The sequence below is a fragment of the Pseudoalteromonas sp. MMG010 genome (assembly GCF_018100905.1).
GTDB lineage: Bacteria > Pseudomonadota > Gammaproteobacteria > Enterobacterales > Alteromonadaceae > Pseudoalteromonas.
Window position 1 is genome coordinate 187,929 of sequence record NZ_JAGJEG010000001.1, and the last position, 24,173, is coordinate 212,101.

22 protein-coding genes are annotated in these 24,173 nt (G+C 39.7%); 10 read left to right on the plus strand and 12 right to left on the minus strand.

Features of this window, described 5'->3' with window-relative positions; translation table 11 throughout:
• Positions 1 to 8: 8 nt before the first annotated feature.
• The 9 genes from flgH to J8L70_RS00980 all read right to left on the minus strand — a co-directional run bounded on the left by flgH (position 9) and on the right by J8L70_RS00980 (position 7,267).
• Positions 9 to 695 carry a flagellar basal body L-ring protein FlgH gene (gene flgH / locus J8L70_RS00940; protein ID WP_211053600.1) on the minus strand — a complete coding sequence of 229 codons (687 nt, stop codon included), beginning with the start codon at positions 693 to 695 and terminating at the stop codon, positions 9 to 11.
• A 13-nt stretch (positions 696 to 708) separates the two neighbouring features.
• A complete protein-coding gene (flgG, locus tag J8L70_RS00945; protein WP_211053601.1) occupies positions 709 to 1,497 on the minus strand; it encodes a flagellar basal-body rod protein FlgG in 789 nt (262 codons plus the stop codon).
• A gap of 21 nt (positions 1,498 to 1,518) precedes the next feature.
• Positions 1,519 to 2,262, minus strand: a complete 744-nt coding sequence (locus tag J8L70_RS00950) for a flagellar basal body rod protein FlgF (protein ID WP_211053602.1) — start codon at positions 2,260 to 2,262, stop codon at positions 1,519 to 1,521.
• A 150-nt stretch (positions 2,263 to 2,412) separates the two neighbouring features.
• Positions 2,413 to 3,744, minus strand: coding sequence for a flagellar hook protein FlgE (gene flgE / locus J8L70_RS00955; RefSeq protein ID WP_211053603.1), 1,332 nt, complete (start codon positions 3,742 to 3,744; stop codon positions 2,413 to 2,415).
• 47 nt (positions 3,745 to 3,791) lie between these two features.
• Positions 3,792 to 4,472 carry a flagellar hook assembly protein FlgD gene (locus J8L70_RS00960; protein WP_211053604.1) on the minus strand — a complete coding sequence of 227 codons (681 nt, stop codon included), beginning with the start codon at positions 4,470 to 4,472 and terminating at the stop codon, positions 3,792 to 3,794.
• Between the two features lie 13 nt (positions 4,473 to 4,485).
• Entirely contained in the window at positions 4,486 to 4,917 is a 432-nt protein-coding gene (gene flgC, locus J8L70_RS00965) for a flagellar basal body rod protein FlgC (RefSeq protein ID WP_211053605.1), read from the minus strand.
• Positions 4,918 to 4,919: 2 nt separating this feature from the next.
• Entirely contained in the window at positions 4,920 to 5,330 is a 411-nt protein-coding gene (flgB, locus tag J8L70_RS00970) for a flagellar basal body rod protein FlgB (protein WP_211053606.1), read from the minus strand.
• A 150-nt stretch (positions 5,331 to 5,480) separates the two neighbouring features.
• Complete coding sequence (locus J8L70_RS00975) at positions 5,481 to 6,311, minus strand: protein-glutamate O-methyltransferase CheR (RefSeq protein WP_211053607.1); 831 nt, start codon at positions 6,309 to 6,311, stop codon at positions 5,481 to 5,483.
• Positions 6,312 to 6,328: 17 nt separating this feature from the next.
• Positions 6,329 to 7,267, minus strand: a complete 939-nt coding sequence (locus J8L70_RS00980) for a chemotaxis protein (protein WP_211053608.1) — start codon at positions 7,265 to 7,267, stop codon at positions 6,329 to 6,331.
• 140 nt (positions 7,268 to 7,407) lie between these two features.
• On the opposite strand from J8L70_RS00980, the gene flgA reads away from it, so the two are divergent.
• The 4 genes from flgA (at position 7,408) to hrpB (ending at position 11,453) form a co-directional block, all read left to right on the plus strand.
• The gene (gene flgA, locus J8L70_RS00985) at positions 7,408 to 8,121 is read left to right on the plus strand and encodes a flagellar basal body P-ring formation chaperone FlgA (protein WP_211053989.1); all 714 of its coding nucleotides are present in this window, start codon (positions 7,408 to 7,410) and stop codon (positions 8,119 to 8,121) included.
• A gap of 75 nt (positions 8,122 to 8,196) precedes the next feature.
• Positions 8,197 to 8,517, plus strand: a complete 321-nt coding sequence (gene flgM / locus J8L70_RS00990) for a flagellar biosynthesis anti-sigma factor FlgM (protein WP_211053609.1) — start codon at positions 8,197 to 8,199, stop codon at positions 8,515 to 8,517.
• On the plus strand, positions 8,510 to 8,944 hold the full coding sequence (locus tag J8L70_RS00995; RefSeq protein ID WP_211053610.1) for a flagellar protein FlgN: 435 nt from the start codon (positions 8,510 to 8,512) through the stop codon (positions 8,942 to 8,944). Before flgM ends, J8L70_RS00995 begins: the two co-directional genes overlap by 8 nt.
• Positions 8,945 to 9,026: 82 nt before the next feature.
• A complete protein-coding gene (gene hrpB, locus J8L70_RS01000) occupies positions 9,027 to 11,453 on the plus strand; it encodes an ATP-dependent helicase HrpB (protein ID WP_211053611.1) in 2,427 nt (808 codons plus the stop codon).
• Positions 11,454 to 11,484: 31 nt separating this feature from the next.
• Here the strand turns inward: hrpB and ettA are convergent, their stop codons facing one another.
• Positions 11,485 to 13,158 (minus strand): energy-dependent translational throttle protein EttA, encoded by a 1,674-nt coding sequence (gene ettA, locus J8L70_RS01005; protein WP_211053612.1) that lies wholly within the window; start codon positions 13,156 to 13,158, stop codon positions 11,485 to 11,487.
• A gap of 190 nt (positions 13,159 to 13,348) precedes the next feature.
• On the opposite strand from ettA, the gene metA reads away from it, so the two are divergent.
• The 4 genes from metA (at position 13,349) to katG (ending at position 20,508) form a co-directional block, all read left to right on the plus strand.
• Positions 13,349 to 14,296 carry a homoserine O-succinyltransferase gene (metA, locus tag J8L70_RS01010; protein WP_211053613.1) on the plus strand — a complete coding sequence of 316 codons (948 nt, stop codon included), beginning with the start codon at positions 13,349 to 13,351 and terminating at the stop codon, positions 14,294 to 14,296.
• Positions 14,286 to 15,350: a homocysteine S-methyltransferase family protein gene (locus J8L70_RS01015; RefSeq protein WP_211053614.1), complete on the plus strand. Its 1,065-nt coding sequence runs from the start codon at positions 14,286 to 14,288 to the stop codon at positions 15,348 to 15,350. The genes metA and J8L70_RS01015 overlap by 11 nt, the downstream gene beginning before the upstream one ends.
• A gap of 12 nt (positions 15,351 to 15,362) precedes the next feature.
• The gene (gene metH, locus J8L70_RS01020) at positions 15,363 to 17,993 is read left to right on the plus strand and encodes a methionine synthase (protein ID WP_211053615.1); all 2,631 of its coding nucleotides are present in this window, start codon (positions 15,363 to 15,365) and stop codon (positions 17,991 to 17,993) included.
• Positions 17,994 to 18,330: 337 nt separating this feature from the next.
• Positions 18,331 to 20,508, plus strand: coding sequence for a catalase/peroxidase HPI (gene katG, locus J8L70_RS01025; protein WP_211053616.1), 2,178 nt, complete (start codon positions 18,331 to 18,333; stop codon positions 20,506 to 20,508).
• A gap of 43 nt (positions 20,509 to 20,551) precedes the next feature.
• Here the strand turns inward: katG and J8L70_RS01030 are convergent, their stop codons facing one another.
• The gene (locus J8L70_RS01030) at positions 20,552 to 21,007 is read right to left on the minus strand and encodes an LPP20 family lipoprotein (protein WP_211053617.1); all 456 of its coding nucleotides are present in this window, start codon (positions 21,005 to 21,007) and stop codon (positions 20,552 to 20,554) included.
• 151 nt (positions 21,008 to 21,158) lie between these two features.
• Between J8L70_RS01030 and J8L70_RS01035 the strand changes: the two genes are divergently transcribed.
• Positions 21,159 to 22,352: a flagellar assembly protein FlgT gene (locus tag J8L70_RS01035; RefSeq protein WP_211053618.1), complete on the plus strand. Its 1,194-nt coding sequence runs from the start codon at positions 21,159 to 21,161 to the stop codon at positions 22,350 to 22,352.
• 11 nt (positions 22,353 to 22,363) lie between these two features.
• Here the strand turns inward: J8L70_RS01035 and J8L70_RS01040 are convergent, their stop codons facing one another.
• The gene (locus tag J8L70_RS01040; RefSeq protein ID WP_211053619.1) at positions 22,364 to 23,254 is read right to left on the minus strand and encodes a LysR substrate-binding domain-containing protein; all 891 of its coding nucleotides are present in this window, start codon (positions 23,252 to 23,254) and stop codon (positions 22,364 to 22,366) included.
• Between the two features lie 110 nt (positions 23,255 to 23,364).
• On the opposite strand from J8L70_RS01040, the gene J8L70_RS01045 reads away from it, so the two are divergent.
• Entirely contained in the window at positions 23,365 to 24,093 is a 729-nt protein-coding gene (locus J8L70_RS01045; RefSeq protein ID WP_211053620.1) for a glutathione peroxidase, read from the plus strand.
• Positions 24,094 to 24,173: the final 80 nt, after the last annotated feature.

Sequence of the window (24,173 nt, forward strand, 5' to 3'; positions counted from 1 at the left end):
AAACACCTCTAAAACGGGAATAACGTGCTACTGAAAAAGCGTGATAACCAACCCGCACTTTGCGATTCTTGGGTTTCACCTTTACCTGAGTATTGAATACGCGCATTTGCAATACGATTTGATTCGACCGTGTTATCGGCACTAACATCTTGTGGGCGAATTAATCCCTCTAAACGAATGAACTCTTCACCGGTGTTGAGTGTTAACCACTTTTCACCTCGAATAACTAAGTTACCATTAGGTAAAACACGGACCACATTGACTGAAATTTCACCAAACAAACTATTAGACTGATTTGATTTCGCATCACCTGTAAATGATGAACCACTTCCAATACCAAATTGAATACTTTCACCACCAATATTAATTGCCGATCCTCCTAAGCCAATAACAGGGTCTAAGCTTGCATCGCTTTGCTTATCGGTTTCGGTTTTTGCCGCTTTGGTTGCTTGAGTAGATTCGTTTAACTCAACGGTAATAATATCGCCAGTACGTAACGCTTTTTTATCTGCATATAAATCATCTGATAAGTGTTGGCTAAATAATGATCCTGTTGCAACAAATTCTTCAGCGACAGGCTCTGGGTACATTGGAGCGTAATATGGGTCGTTTTGAACAACCTCATGGTTTTGCTCTGTTACCATGCAACCACTTAAAAGTAATGTTGTGCTAGCAAAAAATAGAAATTTACGCATAGTGATACTCAGCTTATAAATTTTGATTTATGTAACTCATCATTTCATCAACAGCAGAAATAACTTTTGAGTTCATTTCGTATACGCGTTGAGTTTCAATGAGGTTAACCAGTTCTTCAGTGACATTTACATTAGAGGTTTCAAGTGAACCTTGTACAATGGTACCTAACCCGTCATCCCCAGGGTTGCCTTGCACTGGTGCGCCACTGACAGCGGTTTCTGTGTATAAGTTTTGACCAACAGGTTCAAGACCAGATGGATTAATAAAGTCACTGATTGTTAATTGTCCAATAACAACATTTTCAGCTTGCCCAGCAACACTCACAGACACTTCACCATCTTGTGAAATAGTAATTGATTGCGCGTCATCGGGGACATTCATTTCAGGTTGAATGGGGTAACCCGCACCAGATGTTACAATACGACCCTCTTCATCGGTAGTAAATTGCCCGTTGCGGCTATAAGCAATATTGCCATCAGGTTGTAGCACTTCAAAAAAGCCATCACCAGATATCATCCAATCTAAAGAGTTTTCAGTGGTTAACATATTACCTTGAGAAAACTCTTTTTGGTTTGCAACGACTTTAGCACCCGCACCAAGCATTAAACCCGACGGCATTTCAGTATCTTGAGATGTACGGCCACCTGGTTGATTAATGTTCTGATAGAGTAAATCTTCAAAAATAGCACGGCTCTTTTTATAACCGACCGTGCTGGCATTCGCTAAGTTATTTGAAATAACTGATATATCTGTTTGTTGGGCATCTAACCCTGTTTTACTTATCCACAATGCTGGATTCATAATAATGTCCTCGTTTTAAAGTTAAACAATACGTAGCAATTGATCTTGTGTTTCATCAAGCTCTTCTGCTGTTTTCATTAATTTAACTTGTAATTCAAATTGACGTTGATGATTGATCATATCGACCATCTCATGCACAGGGTTCACGTTTGACATTTCAAGCGAACCATTTATAACTTTTACATTTTCTGACGTATCAACAAATTGATCGGGTTTTGGACGAAATAAACCGTCATTGCCTTTTTCAAGCTGGGTATTGTCGGCCTCAACAACTCTTAAGCGATCAACTTCTTCTAAAAAGTTAGCAGGCGCTCCTTGAGGACGCACTTGTATTGCGCCATCTTCACTGAACTGAATTTTTTCAATGGGTACAGGTAGAATAACCGGGCCACCTTCGCCAATTACTTGACGACCGTGACTGGTGACTAACGCCCCTTGTGCGGTAATGTTGAGCGTACCTACTTTTGTATATGCTTCATTTCCTGATGCATCTTGCACGCTAAGCCAAGCATTATCACTCATTGCAATGTCTAAATCGCGACCAGTATCGATAATGCCACCTGATGTCATGTTTGAACCTGGGCGCTCTTGCATTGAAAATACACGACTTGGTAGCCCTTCGCCAAACGCTTGCATAGAACGCGCTTGTGCAAAATCAGCTTTAAAGCCCGTTGTATTGGCATTCGCCAAATTATTGGCTTTCAGCGCTAAGCCTTGCATACTCTGTTTGGCCCCAGAGGCCGCAATGTAGACCATTTTATCCATGACATCGACTCACATTAAAATCTATATTTCTATAAATGCAAAATAGATGCCAAGTAATTATTTGAGGGGGGATATACGCGTAAGGGAGAAATAAAAAGTAGCAGTAATAAAAAAGGCCGCAAAATTGCGGCCTTCGTAAAACAAATATGATTACTGGATTTGTAATATATTTTGTTGCAATGTTGAGTTTACTTCAAGCGCACGAGAGTTAGCTTGGAAGTTACGTTGTGCACTGATTAGGTCGACTAACTCATTTGTGAGGTTAACATTTGATGCCTCAAGCGCAGATGAATTAATATCGCCTAACGTACCAGAACCCGGCTCACCAGCTAGAGGTTCACCTGAAGCTAAGCTTTGTTTCCACGATGTATCGCCGACTTGTTGTAAACCCTGAGAGTTTGAAAAGCTCACCATGGCTACTTGCCCTAAGAATGATGTATCACCATTACTGTACGAAGCAACCACTTTACCATCAGTTCCAATATCGATACCTGATATTTGTCCAACCGTCGCGCCATCTTGTTCAAGTGCTTTTACTTCAAAGTTACTTGCATACTGTGTCGGTAATTTACTTGTACTACCCACTTCATCACGCCAATTAATGGTAATATCATTAGAAAATGAAGCGCCATTAGTTAATAAGCCACTTAAGTTAGTACCACTAATTACAGCATCATCAAACGTATTTGTTGTATTTGCTACGCCATTTGTTGATTCAGGTAAACCACTCGAGTCAAAACCAAAAGTAGTTAAGCCACCAACTCCGGCTGCACCTGAAGAATCAAAATCTTGACCATCTAAAGTGGCATACGTTGTCCATTCGTTAGTTGTAACTGCAGGGTCTGATTTTACAAAGAAAAATTGCAAAATATGCGCTTCACCTAATGAGTCGTAAATCGTTGTCGAAGTAGATGAATTGTATGTCGCACTGTCTGATGAATCAAACGCTAAAGAAGGCGCGTCAGCTCTTGAATCTAAGTTAAATGAACTATATATATTTTCAGTTGCACGAGGCGAACCCGATGAATCTGGGATTTGTAATGCAGACGATGTGCTTAAACTTATCGATGTTGTATCACCTGTTGATTCGTTCACAGGGAAGCTTTGTAAGTAGTTACCGCTTGCATCAACAACGTAGTTATTTGAATCTAATTTAAATGCACCGGCACGGGTGTAAGTAAAATCAGAGGCATCTAAATCGTTACTCATCGCAAAGTAACCTTCACCGGTAATCGCTAAATCCAGTGAATTATCAGTAAAAGTAAGTGAGCCTTGTTGAAACTGCTGGGCTACCGTGGTCGTTGCTACACCATCACCATTTTTTGTTGAACCTGAACTAAACACTGATGATGCATATACATCAGCGAACTCAGCTCGCGACTCTTTAAATCCTGTTGTATTTACGTTTGCAATATTATTTGCTGTTACATCTAGATCTTTTTGTGCGGCCGCTAAACCTGTTAATGCGATATTAAAACTCATAAATCACCTCTGACTTGTTATATTAGCATTGCTAAATACTTTAAAATTTACGCTATTTCTTCCACGCTAGATAACAGCACAGAACCTTCTTTGGTGTTCAGTACAATGCCACTGGCGTTATTAATATTGACACTTTCTATATTTTTAAACGTTTGTGTAGCAAAACTGGTGTAATCACCATCAACACTACCTTGCACTTCTATAGAATACTCACCTGAAGGTAAACGCTCTCCCGACTCATCGGTGCCATCCCAACTAAAGTGTGATGTGCCTTCACTTTGTGTGCCTAAGTCAATTGTTTTTACTAATTGACCCGAGGCATCAGTCACCCTGACCACCATGTCTTCAACGGTTGAATCAACGACCACTGCACCTTGTGCTTCACCTGAATCAGCTAAATCTAAAGTATCTGAATCAACTAACGCTTGTTTACCGACTAATGTTGAGGCTTGTAACGCTGAATTAGACGTCATTGAAGAGGCAAGCGACTCAAAATTTGTATTTAAGTTAGAAATCCCTTCAACCATGGTGAAATTGGTCATTTGCGAAATCATTTGATCGTTATCAGCAGGTTCACTAGGATCCTGAAACGTCAACTGCTGTGTTAACAAAGTAAAAAAGTCTTCTTGTGTTAACGTATCACTTGATTCTTCCGTCGTTGTTTCAGTCCCTGTTTTTAAAGAGTCTAAATACGACGATGAAGAAATACTGCTAATATCAGTGCTCATAACCTACCCTCAATTAACGCTGTCCTAGGGACAGTGTTTTACTTAACATTTGCTTAGCCGCATCGGCAATCTGCACATTAGTTTCATAAGAGCGAGAGGCAGAAATCATGTTTGCCATCTCCTCTACTATATTCACGTTGGGCTTGTAGATATAACCATCCTTATCCGCACTAGGGTGATTTGGGTTATATTCAATTTGTAACGGCTTGTCGCTTTCAACAATGCCTAATACCTTCACACCAACAGAAGAGCCCTGTGGATTACTCATTGATGCAGATGCTTTTGTTAACTCAGCTGCAAACACAGGTTGTCGCGCTCGATATGTTTCGTCTTGAGAAGAGCTAACACTATTTGCATTAGATATATTACTCGCCGTCGTATTTAACCGCACATTTTGTGCGCTCATACCACTGGCTGAAATATCAAAAACATTATATAAACTCATGATTATGCTCCTTGACTACCGAGTGCTTTTTTCAAGCCTTGCAACTTACCACCTAGGAATTGCAAACTAGCTTGATACTCCATAGCATTCTGTGTATACAAGTTTCGTTCCACTTGTATATCAACAGAGTTACCATCACCCGTATCTGATTGATTTGGAAGGCGAAACATTTCATTTCCACCTATTCTATTTGTGCCACCGGCAATGTGTTTTTCATTGGTTCTAGTCATGGTATTGCCGCTACCTTGGTTTAATTTTGCCGCTTTAAATGCTGAGGCAAAATCAATATCTTTCGCTTTGTACCCAGGCGTATCAGCATTAGCAATATTGGTTGCTAACAACTCAGCTCGCTGAGAACGGATTGACATTGTCTGTGGATGCACGCCTAAAGCTTTATCGAAACTGATAGCCATAACTATCTCCAAAAAATTGACTTAACCTGATTAAAGCAATTTTTGAGCCAAGTAGGAAAAAAGAGAATGGTAAAATTTAATGACTTGATTTTTAAAGAAAAAGCACTTTAAAGTGCTTTTTTAGAAGAGAGTTTTCGAAAAGGTTTGCCTTTATTTCTTTTGATAAATAATACCTGGATTACAACGCACCATGTTAAAATCAGTACTCAAACCGGTCATAGACTCCGACGCGCCTAAAAATAAATAACCATTAGGATTGAGAGCTTGAGAAAACTGAGCAATAATTTTGGCTTTAACCTCAGGCGAGAAGTAAATTAAAACATTGCGGCAAAAAATAACATCAAATTTGCCCATTAACGAATATGAGTCAAGCAAGTTTAAATGCCTAAAGTTAACTAATTTTTTTATCGGGTCATTCACTTGTGCCATGCCATTACCACTATCAGTGAAAAACTTTCTCCGTCGCTCTGTTGACAACCCGCGAGCTAATGCAAGGGCGTCATAGTGCCCTGCTTTACAAATATCGAGCATGGTATTGGATATATCTGTTCCCGTGATCTGTGCCCCCATTTTTAAAGCACCCGGCTTTTTAGCTTGGTACTCAGCAATAGACATGGCAATTGAATACGGTTCTTGCCCCGATGAACTTGCCGCAGACCAAATCTTTAAAGGCCTTATAAGATCACTAAATTCAGGGAAAATCTTATTTTGCAATAATTCAAAAGGATATTGATCCCTAAACCATAGCGTTTCATTTGTTGTCATTGCATCGACAACGGCTGCTCTGAGTTGTCGCTCATGCGCACTAAGTGTTTTAGAAACTAATTGTGATAACGATTCAACATTAAAACGAGTCATCAAAGGTGCCAAACGGCTTTTCACAAGGTATTGTTTATTTTCCCCTAAAACAATACCGCATTGTTGCTCTAAAAACGTTCTAAATTGATCGTATTCACCTTGCTGTAACTCTTTATTTTTCAAATTTTAAACACCTGTTTCTATTCTTCACTTTGAACCCACTTTTTAACTGCCGTCGCTAGTTCATCCGGATTAAACTTAGCAATAAAGTCATCAGCGCCTACTTTTTCAATCATAGCTTGATTAAATACACCACTAAGAGAGGTATGAAGTATTACATGCAAAGGAGCTAGTTTGGGATTTGCTTTTATTTCAGCCGTTAAGGTGTAGCCATCCATTTCAGGCATTTCTACGTCAGAAATTAATAACCCTACGCGTTCTGTGATGTCGTGGTTACAGTCAAGATCAGCTATTTCTTGCAATCTAATTAGAGCTTCTTTACCATTTTTAGCCAGCTCGGTTTGAACACCTAATGGTTCAAGTGCTCTTTTCACTTGGTTTCTGGCAACAGCAGAATCATCGGCAATAAATACGATTCGCTCGCCTAAATCTTTTTGAATTTCACCACTATCTGCCGCAATATCTTCGCTAACTTCAGTATTTACAGGACAAATTTCATTTAAGATTTTTTCAACATCAAGGATCTCAACTAGCTCTTCTTCAATTTCTGTTACCGCAGTTAAATAAGAATAACGCCCAGCCCCTGATGGCGGTGGCATTATTTTTTCCCAATTCATGTTTACAATACGCTCAACGCCGCCCACTAAAAAGCCTTGAACCGTGCGGTTATACTCAGCAATAATAATAAAGCTATCTTTTACATTTTCAATTGGACGCCCACCAACAGCCATTGACAAGTCAATAACAGAAATAGTTTGTCCACGAATATGCGCAACACCTCTAATGTAGCTATTTGATTTTGGCATATTGGTAAGAGGCGGACATTGCAGTACTTCCCTTACCTTAAATACGTTAATCCCAAAGCGCTGCCTTCCTCTGAGTTTAAATAATAATAACTCTAGGCGGTTTTGCCCAACCAACTGGGTGCGTTGATTCACTGAGTCTAAAATACCAGCCATTCAAATCTCCTGACGAAAACAAATAGTTCGGAACAATAATTGCTTATACTATATAAAGTTCAATTAAAATAAAGGGGCGTCTATATTTTGACGCAAAATATTTATACCCTTTTTGAAACCATAAGCATAGTCGAAACATGATGAGTTTGTTAAAAAAAAGCCGAAGATGCCATTTTTTTTATTTTCTGGTGAGTTTATTCCTGTTTTTCCCTGTAAAAGCTAAAGTTTTTACTAAAGAGGCACTTGCAGAAATTGCTACTAATTACGTAGAGGCAAAAATTAAAGCGCAAACCAACCCTCCAACAGGGTTAGAACTTAGTGTTGCGCCTTTAGATCCTCGTATCGCAGATAGAAATTGCGATTCAGAGTTAGTATTAAGTACCCCTAGTGAGCCACCATTTAATCGTCAAGTTACTTTACAGGCAAAATGTAACGATACGAATAGCTGGGTACAATATATCCATGTCCGCGTTGTAAAAATGAGTCCTGTTGTTATTGCAAATACCAATCTAGCGCGAGGTGAAATAATAACCACACATAGCTTAAGAGTGACCATGAAACCGTCGCACTTTGTCAGAGCACAATCATTGCAATCTCCAGAGTTATTTATAGGTAGCCGCTCTAAACGTAATATTCGTGAGGGTATGCCGGTTATGCTCAATCAAATATGTATGGTGTGCAAAGGCGATTCTGTCAGCATTTATGCAAGCTTAAGAGGGTTAAAAATTAAAACCACAGGCATTGCTTTAGAGGATGGTGTTTTAGGTGAGCAAGTAAAAATAAAAAATAAAAAGTCAGGTAAAGTTTTAAATGCCCGTGTAGATGGTGTAGAGTCTGTTTCTGTAAATATTTAATTTGAATTTATATTAAAGTATCCTAAAGAACTGCCGATAACTTAGCATAAGTTGGGCAAATACAGGTCAAAAATAATGGTTAATCAAGTTAACAATAGTAATCAACAAACAAATGCTTTAGCAAATACTAAGCAGCAAAAAGTTGATATACAACAAAATAATACAAACACACACGTTGCACAAACGGCATCACCAAAAGCTGCAAGTGACTCTGTAAGCATTACGCCTCAAGCACAGCAGCTTAAGTCGGCACAGGATAAAGCCCAGCAATCTTCAGGGTTTGATGAAACCAAAGTTGCTGATCTCAAAAAAGCGATTAGCGAAGGTAAATACCAAGTTGACGCTGAAAAACTTGCTAAAAATTTAGCTGATTTCGAGTTTAATATATATGGCTGATCATAATAATCTTATTATTACAAAACTAACAAGCCAGCTAGAGTGTTTGACCTCTCTTGCATCGCTGTTAGAAGAAGAACTGACAGTGATCGCTTCTCGAAAGGGGAACGGGTTAAAAGAAATAGCGACCAAGAAAACCCCTTTCTTATCAAAATTAAATATTTTAGATAAAGAGCTAAACAAATTAATAACCAGTAACGATGAACTATCGGTTGAATCTCAAGACCTTATTAAACAAGTACGCCAACAACTTGTTCTTTGTAAAAAACAAAATGATGTTAATGCCCACGCAGCCCACCATGCCCAGCTAAGTGTAAAGCAATTAAAAGACATTTTAATTGGTGCTCCAACAACCACCATGGCATATGATCAAGCCGGTAGCGCCGTTAACAGCGAAAATTCTCTAGTAAGAAATCTTAAAGCTTAAATAGCGGCTGCAATTGAACCATTGCCAATACCGTTAAATACTCTTTACAATAAGCTCATATTAAATTGCTTTGCGAGCAAACGTGTTACCTGTTCAAAATATTTATCCTTCGTTAGTCAAAACCTTAAAATCTAACGCGATCACTTTACTGCAAGCACCTCCTGGGGCCGGGAAATCAACTTGGCTTCCGCTTTCATTAATGCAAGACAATCACTTTAAACGTATTGTAATGTTAGAGCCAAGACGACTAGCGGCAAGAAACATTGCTCATTATTTAGCTCATTGCCAAAATGAAAAGGTGGGCCAAAGTATTGGCTTAAAAATACGAGGCGAAACGAAAACCAGTCAACACACACGTCTTGAGATAGTAACCGAAGGTATGCTTACTCGTATGCTCCAAAATGATGCTGAATTAAGTAACATTGATTTAGTTATTTTTGATGAGTTTCATGAGCGTTCTCTTGCTGGCGACACGGCGCTTGCCTTTACTTTAGAAACTCAGGCTACACTGCGCGACGATTTAACTATTTTGTTGATGTCGGCCACCTTAGATAGCCATCGATATACTGAGTTTTTTAATTGCCCTTTAGTGCAATCACAGGGGCGAAGTTTTCCTATTACCGAAATTTACCACTCAATTAAAGATGAAAGTCGATGGTTAGAAACCATCCCTCTATTAATTAAAAAAGCGCTAAATGAGCAAACAGGCAGTGCCTTAGTTTTTTTACCCGGCCAGCATGAAATAAAAAAAGTACAACAAGCACTTTGCGATTTACCAGAAAATTGTATCGTTGAGGCACTCTTTGGTGAGCAAAATAAAGAACAACAACAATCAGCTATCGCCCCTGCTCCACACGATAAACGCAAAATTGTGTTAACCACTAATGTTGCCGAAACCAGTATTACTATCGATGGTATACGCATTGTTATTGATAGCGGTAAACGTCGCGCAGCGAGCTTTAATTTAAAAACCGGCGTGAGTGAACTCACCACACAAAATATATCGCAATCATCAGCAATACAACGTGCTGGCCGCGCTGGGCGTATAGAGCCTGGCGTGGTATATCGCCTTGGTTCAAAGCAACATTTTGAACGGCGAAACAGCCACGATGCCCCCGAAATATTAACCTGCGATATAAGCCAATTAATGTTAGAAGCAAAGCAATGGGGCACTGATATTAACGATCTTACTTTATTAGATAAACCCACTGACGCTCAATATAAACAAGCGCTTAGTTTGTTAAAAATGCTAGAGGCTGTAGATGACAATGAAAAGCTAACCCCTTTAGGCAGTCAAATGCTGCGCTTTGGGGCTGATATTCGTCTTGCGCATATGTTAATAAAGGCACAACAGTTAGATAAAAATTTATCCGGTATTTATCATTTAGCCATTCATGTTGTCGCATTATTAGAAAGTCGTATAAATACCTCAAACGAACTAAGTTTAGCTTTGCACGCTATGCAGCACCGCCCTCACCCTGTATTTAAACAGCAATTAAGTTATTGGCAGCAACGTTTACAAGTAACCAATAAAACAGAACCGCTCGATACAACTCACTTATCTTTATTAATTGCATTAGCGTACCCTGATCGCATAGCAAAAAAACGTGGTAACGGTTATTTACTGGCCAATGGCGCTGGTAGTGAGCTTAATAGTGAATATTGGCACAATGACGAATACCTTGCCATTGCAGTACTTGGCGGCTATAAAGGAAAGAAAATATTTGCTGCAAGCGCACTTAATATAATCGACTTGCAAACTCATTTACCCCATTTATTTAGTCAACAAACCCGATGTGAATACGATGAGAAAGCGGCCCGCTTTATTCACCAAGACGAGAGCATATTAGGTGCGATTACAATCACCAGCCAACCTTCATCACAAAAACTTGATAAGTCGCAGCGTGTAAAAGCATGGCTAAATTTATTTGCTAAACAAGGCTTTGCTTTATTTAATCAGCAAACACATGCTGAGCAACTGTTTGTTAGAATGAGCTTAGCTGGCCAACTTTTTAGCGAACAATTCCCGGTATTACATGAACAACAACTTATTGATAACGCGCACCAATGGCTCGCTAGTTATATTCAAGATATAAAAACACTCGAGCAATTAAAGAAGTTTGATTACTTTGAAGCCTTGCAAAATTGCTTTAATTGGCAACAGCAAACTGCATTAAATAACTTATTCCCGCTGCGCTTAGCGGTGCCTAGTGGTTCAAAAATCAAAATTACTTATCAATTAACGGGGCCCGCTAAGCTCAGTGTAAGAATGCAAGAAATGTTTGGCCTTACAAGTACCCCTACTTTGGCTAATGGCAAACTGCCACTGCTCATTGAATTACTTTCTCCGGGGAAACGAGCATTACAATTAACACAAGATCTTGCTCACTTTTGGCAAACTAGCTACAAAGATGTGCAAAAAGAAATGAAAGGTCGATACCCAAAGCATTTTTGGCCAGATTCACCTGCCACCAGCGTAGCGACAAGCAAAGTGAAAAGTAAAATGTAAAAAAAGCCCCTTTAAATAAAGGGGCTTTTTTTTAACCTATGCGCTTGTACTTAATTCGCTTAGGTTGAGTTGCCTCTGAACCTAAAGTCTTTTTAAGCCATTGCTCATATTCGGTATAGTTGCCGTCAAAGAAGTTAATTTGACCTTCATCACGGTAATCTAATATGTGTGTTGCAATACGGTCAAGGAACCAACGGTCATGCGATATACACATTACACAACCAGGAAACTCTAAAATTGCATTTTCAAGTGCACGAAGCGTTTCAACATCAAGATCATTGGTCGGCTCATCAAGTAGTACCACGTTACCACCGGCTTTTAATAACTTAGCAAGGTGTAAACGGTTACGCTCACCACCCGATAAATCTTTCACAAACTTTTGCTGATCGTTACCTTTGAAATTAAATCGGCTTACATAAGCACGACTTTGGAATTCAAAATTACCAATTTTTAATACATCTTGCCCGTCAGAAATTTCTTGGAATACAGTTTTACTTTCATCCATATCTTCACGGAATTGATCAACCGTTGCCAGCTCTACGGTTTCACCTAAGGTTACAGAGCCGCTATCCGGTTGCTCTTCGCCACTTAACATTTTAAATAAGGTTGATTTACCCGCACCATTGGCACCAATAATACCGACAATCGCTCCTTTAGGCATGCTAAAGCTTAAATCGTCAATCAATACACGGTCGCCAAAGCTTTTGCGTAAATTTGTTACTTCAAGTACTTGATCACCTAAACGCGGGCCAGGTGGAATAAACAATTCATTTGTTTCATTACGTTTTTGGTAATCAGATTGCTGTAGTTCACTAAATTGTGCCATACGAGCTTTAGACTTCGCTTGGCGCCCTTTAGGATTTGAACGTACCCATTCCAACTCTTGAGCAATCGACTTTTGACGCGCTTTTTCAGATTTTTGTTCTTGCTGTAAACGTGCATCTTTTTGTTCAAGCCATGAAGAGTAGTTCCCCTCCCATGGAATACCTTCACCACGGTCAAGCTCTAATATCCACCCAGCTACATTATCTAAGAAGTAACGGTCATGGGTTACTGCCACCACGGTACCTTCATAATCATGTAAGAAACGCTCAAGCCACGCAACTGACTCAGCATCTAAGTGGTTGGTTGGCTCATCAAGGATAAGCATATCTGGCTTTTCTAACAATAAACGACAGATAGCAACACGACGACGCTCACCACCCGATAAATGCTTAATCGATGCATCCCAAGGCGGTAAACGAAGTGCATCGGCTGCACGTTCAAGTACGTTATCAATATTGTGGCCATCGTGCGCTTGAATGATTGCTTCAAGTTCACCTTGCTCTTTAGCTAGGGCATCAAAATCAGCCCCATCCATTGCATATTCATTGTAAACTTCATCAAGGCGATTAAGCGCGCCTTTAACTTCGCCCACTGCTTCTTCAACAATTTCGCGTACTGTTTTACTTTCGTCAAGTACTGGCTCTTGTGGTAAGTAACCAATTTTAGTACCAGGCTGAGGACGTGCCTCACCTTCAAATTCTTGATCAACACCTGCCATAATACGCAGTAATGTTGATTTACCTGCACCATTTAACCCCAGCACACCAATTTTAGCGCCAGGAAAAAAATGCAAAGAAATATCTTTTAAAATTGTACGCTTAGGCGGCACAACTTTAGAAACTCGATTCATCGAGAATATAAACTTATCAGGTAACACCATGTGAAGAAGCCTTCAAATAATAAATAAAATTACAATACTGTATTGTAGAGCTTGCAAGGTTATACAGTCAACGCATGGCGTATTAAATCGCTAAGTGAATAAATTTCATTTAGACATCTATACATCTACACCTTGCTATTTTGTATCATCCGTTCATAATTAGCGTTCGGTTATGAGGGGGAATACTGTAATGCCAATCACTGTAAAAGATGAACTACCAGCCATCGCACGTTTACGCCAAGAAAATGTGTTTGTAATGCCCAAAACACGGGCAAAAACACAAGAAATTCGTCCTATGCGTTTAGCGGTTTTAAACCTTATGCCAAATAAGGTAGAAACCGAGGTGCAGTTTATTCGCTTATTAGCTAACTCCCCTTTACAAGTAAACGTTGAATTTTTGCGTCTTGATACCCATCGCAGTAGCGTCACGTCAGAGCAACACTTAGATACCTTTTATCGCTATTTTAGTGAAGTAAAAGATAATAACTACGATGCCCTCATTGTCACCGGTGCGCCACTGGCCCACTTGGAATACGATGACGTTGCCTACTGGGAAGAGCTTAAAGTAATTATTGATTGGGCCGAACAACATGTTACTTCTACCTTATTTTCGTGCTGGGCGGCTCATGCTGCTTTATATCATAGGTATAATTTAAAGCGCGATTTAAGAGCAACAAAATTATCAGGCGTATTTAGCCACCAATGCTATTTTGCACATGGTGCGTTAACGCGTGGTTTTGATGATCAATTTTTAGTTCCTCATTCTCGCTTTGGCCATATTGATATAAATAAAATAAATACGTGCGATGACCTTGTGGTATTAGCGGGTTCAGATAAAGTAGGTGCTTACTTAATAAAAAATAAATCGGGTAGCCAAGTCTTTATTACTGGCCACCCAGAATACGATGCACATACACTTAAAGATGAATATATGCGTGATAGGGAGAAAAACCCCAATGCGCCAATACCAGAAAACTATTTTCCTGATGACAATCCAGAAAACGAACCATCAAAAACATGGCAAAGCCACGCTTTTTTACTGTTTTCAAATTGGTTAAACTATTATGTTTATCAAACAACACCCTATGATATTAATTTAGTTAGCCAAGACGTAAGGACTAACAACTATGCCGAATAACACAAATAAAGCGCAGCAAATTGCAGATAGCTTAAAACAGCGTATTTTAATTTTAGATGGTGCAATGGGCACCATGATCCAACAACATAAATTAGAAGAAGAAGACTACCGCGGTGAGCGTTTTAAAGATTGGCATGTTCTTGTAAAAGGCAATAACGATTTACTTAGCCTCACTAAGCCCGAGCTAATTGAAGATATCCACCGTCGCTTTTTAGCTGCAGGTGCAGATATCATCGAAACCAACACCTTTAACTCGACCACGGTCTCTATGCACGACTACGATATGGCAAGTTTGAGCCGTGAAGTTAATCTCGAGTCAGCAAAATTAGCGCGTAAAGTGTGCGATGAATTTACAGCTAAAACACCCGAAAAACCACGTTATGTAGCAGGTGTTTTAGGACCAACATCAAAAACCTGCTCTATTTCACCTGATGTGAACGACCCTGGTTATCGTAATATTACATTTGATAAATTAGTCACGGCCTACGTAGAGTCCACGCTTGCATTAATGGAAGGAGGTGCCGACTTAATTCTTATCGAAACAATTTTTGATACCTTAAATGCAAAAGCGGCATCGTTTGCTGTTGAAGAAGCTTTTGAACAAGCCGGACGTACATTGCCAGTAATGATTTCGGGTACAATTACCGATGCCTCTGGACGAACTTTATCCGGACAAACTACCGAAGCTTTTTATAACTCTATTCGCCATATAAAACCTATTTCAATTGGCTTAAATTGTGCCTTGGGCCCTGATTTATTGCGCCAATACGTTGAAGAACTGTCTCGTGTATGCGAAACCTTTACCTCTGTTCACCCTAATGCGGGATTACCAAACGAATTTGGTGAATACGATTTAGAACCCGATGAAATGGCAAAAGAAATTATCGATTGGGGGAAATCGGGGTTTATTAATATTGTCGGCGGCTGTTGTGGTACAACCCCTGCGCATATTCGCGCATTTGCACAAGGGCTAAAAGAGGTTGCTCCTCGTGCTTTACCTACAATCGAAATCCGCATGCGCTTATCAGGCCTTGAAGCCTGTAATTTAAATTAAGGAGCCGCCAACATGACACAGCAAATAGCCGTATTTACTAACGTAGGCGAACGTACCAATGTAACCGGTTCAGCCATGTTTAAACGCCTAATTATGGAAGAAGATTACGAAGCCGCGTTAACGGTTGCGCGTGAGCAAGTAGAAAATGGCGCTCAGGTTATTGACATTAACATGGACGAAGCCATGTTAGATTCGAAAGCGGCCATGGTAAAGTTTTTAAATTTAATTGCCTCAGAACCTGACATTTCAAAAGTTCCCATCATGGTTGACTCCTCAAAATGGGAAGTGATTGAGGCCGGCTTAAAATGTATTCAAGGTAAGGCCATTGTAAACTCGATTTCACTTAAAGAAGGTGAAGAGCCGTTTATACACCAAGCAAAAATAATTAAACGTTTTGGTGCTGCAGCTGTTGTTATGGCATTCGATACCGATGGCCAAGCCGAAACAGCAAAACGAAAATACGAGATTTGTGCGCGCAGTTATAAAATTTTAGTTGAAGATATTGGCTTCCCTCCAGAAGATATTATTTTCGATCCTAATATCTTTGCCGTCGCAACAGGCATAGAAGAGCATGATAACTATGCTGTAGAGTTTATAGAGGGCACACGTCGCATAAAGCAAAACCTACCTTATTGTAAAGTGTCAGGCGGGGTATCTAATGTGTCGTTTTCATTCAGGGGTAATAATCCTGTTCGAGAGGCAATCCACTCGGTATTTTTATACCATGCAATAAAAGCGGGTATGGATATGGGGATTGTAAACGCAGGGCAACTTGCGGTATATGACGATATCCCCGCAGAGTTACGTAAAGCGGTTGAAGACGTTATTTTAAATACCGATCCAGGCGCAGGTGAACGCTTAGTAGAGCTGGCACCTAAATACTCAGGTATGGCACAAGCCGAACGTGTAGAAGATTTAGAATGGCGTACTTGGCCCGTTAACAAGCGCTTAGAACATGCCCTTGTTAAAGGTATTACGACTTTTATTGATGAAGACACCGAAGAATGCCGAGCCAATGCCGATAAGCCAATTCATGTTATTGAAGGCCCGCTTATGGATGGTATGAACGTTGTTGGTGACTTATTTGGTGCCGGCAAAATGTTTTTACCGCAAGTGGTTAAATCTGCCCGTGTAATGAAACGCGCAGTGGCTTACTTAGACCCGTTCATCGAAGCCGAAAAAGAAGAAGGTGCCACTAACGGTAAAGTGGTAATGGCAACGGTAAAAGGCGATGTACACGATATAGGAAAAAATATTGTGGGCGTGGTTTTACAATGTAATAACTACGAAGTCATCGATTTAGGTGTCATGGTCCCAGCAGATAAGATTTTGCAAACTGCTATCGATGAAAAAGCAGACATTATTGGCCTTTCTGGGTTAATTACCCCTTCTCTTGATGAAATGGTTCATGTTGCTAAAGAAATGAAACGCCGTGGCTTTGAACTGCCACTATTAATTGGTGGGGCAACCACATCTAAAGCTCATACTGCAGTAAAAATTGAACCACAATATGATAAAGGTGTGATTTATGTAAATAATGCCAGCCGCGCGGTAGGTGTGGTCTCTAACTTATTATCAAAAGACTTAAAACCCGAATTTTTAGCGAAAACCAGTGCCGAGTATGTCAAAGTTAGAGAGCAACAAGCCCGTAAAAAACCTCGCTCTAAGCCAGTTACAATTCAACGCGCTCGTGATAATGCAGCACAACTTGATTGGGATAACTATACCCCGCCAGTACCAAAAAAACTGGGCGTGACTGAATTTAAAAATGTCTCGATTGCAACTCTACGTCAATACATAGATTGGACTCCTTATTTTATGACCTGGTCTATCGCGGGAAAATATCCCCGCATCATGAACGACGAAGTTGTTGGCGAACAAGCACAAAGTTTATTTAAAGACGCCAATGAAATGCTCGATCAATTAGAGCTATCTGCTAGCTTACAACCGTTAGGTGTGATTGGCTTATTCCCTGCCAATCGCGTGGGTGATGATATTGAAATTTACACCGACGAGAGCCGTAGCACTGTTTTAACAACATCGTGTCATTTACGCCAACAAACCGAAAAAACTGATTTTGCTAATTACTGTTTAGCTGACTACATTGCACCAAAAGGCATCCCCGATTATTTTGGCGCTTTTGCAGTGACCGGTGGCTTAGAAGAAGATGATTTAGCGGATGCTTTTGATGCCCAGCAAGATGACTATAATAAAATTATGGTTAAAGCCGTGTCCGACAGATTAGCAGAGGCATTTGCTGAATACCTTCACGAGCAGGTGCGAAAACAATACTGGGGTTATGCTAAAGACGAAAATCTATCAAATGACGAGCTCATTAGAGAGAACTATCAAGGCATTCGTCCTGCACCAGGTTATCCAGCCTGTCCTGAGCACACTGAGAAAAAGAAAATCTGGGAATTACTCGACACAGAAAAACGCATAGGAATGAAATTAACAAGCTCTTATGCAATGTGGCCGGGGGCGGCGGTTTCTGGTTGGTATTTTTCTCACCCTGAAGCTAAGTATTATGCTGTTGCGGCAATACAACAAGATCAAGTTGAAGATTACGCTAAACGCACCAACATGAGTTTAGCTGAGGCAGAGCGCTGGCTGTCGCCTAATCTAGGCTACGAGCCACAATAAAGCATACTTTAAGTAACCCTAAGCGAGCTCATGTAGCTCGCTTTTTTTTGCCTAAAACCTGCAATTTTTTACCCCCCTGCCTCACTTCACTCCCTCTGATTATAAAATAAATACCGTTAAAACGTTTTAATATGAAATATTTAAACGTTTTAACGGTCTATTTAAATAATCTATCAATGCAATCGATTTAAATAAAAGCGCTATGCTATTTAATAGCATTTAAAGCATCTATAGTAATTACAGTTATCAATAAATAGTTAACTTCATTTGCTAAAAATGTTGTGTTTACTATCTTTGATATACCGTTTTTTGGTTTATTTATAATAGGAATATCCATATGAGCAATGAAAATATTGGCAAATGCCCGGTTATGCATGGCAGCAATACACAAACATCACAATCAAACACTGATTGGTGGCCTAAATCTCTTAATTTAGACATTCTTCATCAACACGATACTAAATCGTCACCTTATGATGCAGACTTTAATTACGCCCAAGCATTTAATAGCATTGATTTAGATGCACTAAAAAATGACTTAAAACAATTAATGACTCAAAGCCAATCATGGTGGCCTGCCGATTGGGGACATTACGGTGGGTTAATGATTCGTATGGCTTGGCATGCTGCGGGCTCTTATCGTCTAGCTGATGGGCGTGGCGGTGCAGGTACTGGTAATCAACGTTTTACCCCTTTAAGTTCATGGCCTGATAATGCCAACCTTGATAAAGCACGCCGTTTACTTTGGCCTATTAAGAAAAAATACGGTAATAAATTATCATGGGCTGATTTACTTATTTTAGCCGGTAATATGGCGTATGAATCAATGGGACTTAAAACCTTTGGTTTTGCCGGGGGCCGTGAAGATATTTGGCACCCAGAAAAAGACGTGTATTGGGGTGCAGAAAAAGAATGGTTAGCACCTAGCGATGAACGTTATGACGATGTAGAAAAACCTGAATCAATGGAAAACCCTTTAGCTGCGGTACAAATGGGATTAATTTATGTTAATCCAGAGGGGGTAAATGGTAAACCTGATCCACTCAAAACAGCAGCGCATGTACGTGAGACCTTTGCCCGCATGGCAATGGACGATGAAGAAACAGCCGCACTAACTGTAGGTGGACATACGGTGGGGAAAACCCATGGTAATGGTAACGCAGATAATTTAGGTGCCGACCCAGAGTCTGCCGATATTTTTGAGCAAGGCCTAGGCTGGAATAACCACACAACCCGTGGCATAGGTAAAGACACTGTAACATCAGGACTTGAAGGCGCCTGGACAACTCACCCAACACAATGGGATAACGGATTTTGCCACTTACTGCTTAAATACGAGTGGGAATTAAAGAAAAGTCCAGCCGGTGCATGGCAATGGGAACCTATCGATATTGAAGAAGAAGATAAGCCTGTTGATGTAGAAAACCCTGATATTCGTCATAACCCTATGATGACCGATGCCGATATGGCAATGAAAGTTGACCCAACTTATCGTAAAATTATTGAGCGTTTTTATAATGATTTTGACTACTTCAGTGATGTTTTTGCTCGCGCTTGGTTTAAACTTACCCACCGCGACTTAGGTCCTAAAGCACGCTACCTTGGCTGTGATGTACCAAAAGAAGATTTAATTTGGCAAGACCCGGTTCCAAGCGTTGATTACACCCTCGATGAAGCAGAAATCACTGAGCTAAAGCAGACTTTACTTAACTGCGGTGTGCCAGCATCAGATTTAATCGCAACAGCCTGGGATAGTGCTCGCACTTATCGTGGTTCTGATCACCGTGGTGGCGCAAATGGTGCTCGTATTCGTTTATCACCTCAAAATAAATGGGAAGGGAATGAACCTACCCGTTTAGAGTCGGTATTAAATGCATTAACAACTGTACAAGCAAGTTTAGCTAAGCCAGTCAGTTTAGCCGATTTAATTGTACTTGCAGGTAGCGCAGCTGTAGAACAAGCAGCAAAAAATGCCGGTGTTGATATTAATGTTACCTTTACGCCAGGACGTGGTGATGCAACAGATGAAATGACTGATGCCGCTTCATTTGATGTATTAGAACCTATTCACGATGGGTTTAGAAACTATTTACAAAAAGACTACGCAGTAACAGCAGAAGAGCTATTGTTAGAGCGCAGCCAATTAATGGGCTTAACAGCACCAGAAATGACTGTACTACTTGGCGGAATGCGTGTTTTAGGTACTAACTATGCAGGCTCTCAACATGGCGTATTTACCGAAAACGTTGGCCTATTAAGCAATGACTTCTTTGTCAATTTAACCGATATGGATTACCGCTGGGAACCGGCGAGTAAATCACATTATAACATTGTAGATAGAGCAACGGGTGATACTAAGTGGACAGCGACACGTGTTGATTTAGTCTTTGGCTCAAATTCTATTTTACGTGCTTTAGCTGAGTTTTATGCACAAGACGATAACAAACAACGTTTTGTTAAAGACTTTGTAGCAGCTTGGGTAAAAGTGATGAACGCAGATAGGTTTGATGCCTAATAAATAAATTAAAGAGGTTACATGTCGTAACCTCTTTTACTTTTTAATAATAAGTGACTTTTTTAATTTCTCTGGGCTTTACCTCAGTAATATACAAATCATGAACACGCTTCATATCTAATTGCAGTTCAGTTGCATAGGTATCGCCTACGGCATATGTTTTAATGATTTGTGCACCGCGAATTAACCCCTTTACTTTACTTTCAAGTACATCATTTTGTGCAATAGAACCTGCAACGCTGGTTTGTGCGGATACTTTTTGCCCATACACTTGTTCGGTAAGCTCTCGATAAGCTTCTAACTTTGAAGCTTTAATCGCCATTAATTGTTTTTGTGACTCATTCGCACCAGGCTGCAAGCTAATGGGTGCATAGCCGACGGCTTTTAAAATAGGGTACTCATCTGGTTCGGTATAACTATACTGCACATGCTTATCAAAAATGCTACTGCAACCTGTTAACCCCAAACAAAATACTGCCAAAAATAACAAAATGCGCATTAATCTAAACCTTATATAACGAATAATGCAATGTAATATGCATGATTAATGCCAGCCTCCCACTTTTATTATCTTAATCACTAACTGTATATAAATAGTGGTATATTCCTTGCTGTATGCTTAGTTATAATTAAATGTGTTGGAGTAAACAATGAGCCGGTCTTTTTCTACAGTGGTAATTAAAATGAGTGTTGCCGCGTTACTTATTTTTAGCATAAGTAGCTATGCTCAGTGGTTTGAATCAACCGGTCACGCGCAAATCCAAAACAATGATGTGGCGATGGCTAAGTCCGCCGCTATTAAAGATGCAATAACTCAAGCGCTTGTTTTTTCTGGTGCTAAAGTTAGCTCAGTGCAAACCTTGGTCGATGGCGTGTTAACTCAAGATCAAGTTAAAATTAGTAGTCACGGTGAAATTCAACAAATAGAAATGATCAGTGAAGATACAAAAGGTGAGGTTTTTGCTATCACTCTTCGTTTAGATATATTTAGCGAACCTGAGCAATGCGTGCAAAGCCAATTTAATAAGTTTATTGCTGTAACGCAAAGCCAATTAAATAACCGCGAGCAAGCTCGCATGGGTCAAATTTTTGACATAAATAAATCTTTTAGTAAGCAGCTCTATAATACGTTAAATAATCTGGATATGACTGCAAAGCCTATTGCGTATTTTAACTCGGCGATTAAAGTCGATAAATATTTTAGCCAACAGTTTGATTATTCAAACCCATTGCTAGAAGAAATAGCAAACCGCACGAATGCACAGTACGTATTATTCGCTCAGGTAACGAGCGTCGCAACCAGTGATAAACTCAATAACGATTATGCTTTTTGGCAAGACGAAAGTTACCAACGACACTTTGCCATAGAGTTCACCTTATTTAATGGTGATAATTACGATCAAATTTGGCAAAATCGTTATCAAACTCATGGCTTATGGCCTTTTGATAAAACCGATATAATCGATGTTAACAGCCCTAAGTTTTGGCAATCACCGTATGGCCAAGCCATCGGCGATCTTACTCATACCATTAGCTATGATATTCAAGAAGCGATGGCCTGCATGCCCACTACTGGTAAAATATTACATTTAGAAAATGATAAAATCATCATTAACTTAGGCAAAGCCCATGGTCTTAAAAAAGGGCAAATGCTCAGTATTGCTCATCATAATTACATGACTGATGTGGCAGGAAATAAAATGCCTCACAAAATAACGACGCTTAATACTCTTAAAGTTGAGCAACTATATCAACATAGCGCAATTGCTATTAGCCCCAATAATACCCCGCTTGCGGGGATACAAATAAACGATATCGTTGAAATCATCAGCCCTGAACTTTAACGCTTAAGACATCAACGTAATTTATTTATTAAGTTTTGATGTGCAGATAACCACTCACCCAACTGCTCTACCCCACTTAAGTGTGGGTAGTGCTTTCTGCAAGCAAAAACCACATTACGTTGCTGATTAGGAAAAATAGATAAATAACCAATCCCTTCGCGTTTTGTACACGCTAATTTAGGCACAAAAGTAATACCATCATTTATTGCGACTAAGGCTAATAGCGTTTCTAAACTATTTCCTTGATATTGATTAGACACATCGACCCCCGCCGAAAAACAAAACTTTTGAGCTTGATCTTTAAAGCAGTGACCATCACTTAACATTAATAAACTACTCCCTTGTAAATCGCTCAATGCCACTTTAGAGTGCTTAGAGAGTTTACTGTCGTGTGACACGGCCACTAAAAAATCTTCTTTATATAATGATACAGTATGATAGTTTTTAAGCTCAGGCACATCAGCCAAAATTGCAAAATCTATCTCACCATTGTCTAAAGCGGTTAAAATGGTTTTAGTTTGCATTTCTATAAACGCAAACTGGCTTTGTGAAAATGCCGCTTTCATTGATGTGAGTAAGGCAGGTAATAAGTAAGGGGCAATGGTGGGAATAATCCCAATTGTTAATTTACCCTGTAATGGCTCGTTAGAAGTAGCGGCTAGTTCTTTTAAAATTTGTGTTTGCTCTAAAATCACTTCTATTTGAGTTAATAGACGCTCGCCTTGCTGTGTTAACGTGATATGTTTAGTTGAGCGGTCAAAGAGTACGACACCGAGCTCTTGTTCAAGTTTTTTTACTTGCCCACTCAGTGTTGGCTGGCTTACAAAACAGGCATCGGCTGCTTTTCTGAAATGCTTAAATTGCGCGATTGCTTTTACATACTCAAAGTCTTTTAAGTTCATTGCACACCTCCAATAGATAATACCTATCAGTTTAATACAAACAAACGATTGGAACTATATTTAATTCACCGCCATAATGGCTATCAACAAATCAAGAGGAAGAAAAAACTATGTTAAACAATATCGAAGGTCAAACAATCCCAAGCGTAACATTTGCAACACGTGTAAATGATGATTGGAAATCAATCACATCAGATGACATTTTTAAAGGTAAAACGGTTGTTGTATTTTCACTACCAGGTGCATTTACACCAACGTGTTCATCAACACACTTACCTCGTTACAACGAGCTTGCTGGTGTACTTAAGCAAAATGGCGTTGACGACATTGTTTGTGTATCAGTAAACGATACTTTTGTAATGAATGCATGGGCTGCAAATCAAGAAGCTGAAAATATTACCTTACTACCAGATGGTAATGGTGAGTTTACTGATGGCATGGGTATGTTAGTTGATAAAAACGACCTAGGTTTTGGCAAACGCAGCTGGAGATATTCAATGCTTGTTAAAGATGGCGTGATTGAAAAAATGTTCATCGAACCAGATTTACCAGGCGACCCGTTTGAAGTATCTGACGCTGACACCATGTTAGATTACATCAACCCAGAGCAAATTAAGCCACAACCAGTCACTATTTTTACCAAACCTGGCTGTCCTTTCTGTAGTAAAGCAAAAGCATTATTAACAGAAAAAGGCTTAGTATTTGAAGAAATCGTAATGGGCGCAGGCGCTTCATTAACAAGCTTAAAAGCGGTATCAGGTCGTGAAACCGTACCACAAGTATTTATTGGTGGTAAGCACATTGGCGGCTCTGACGATTTAGCTGAATACTTTGCTTAAATCATAAAGTAAAAAAATGTAACACTATTTATCTACGGGTAATAAATAGGGGCTACACGCCCCTATTCTATGAGGAAAAT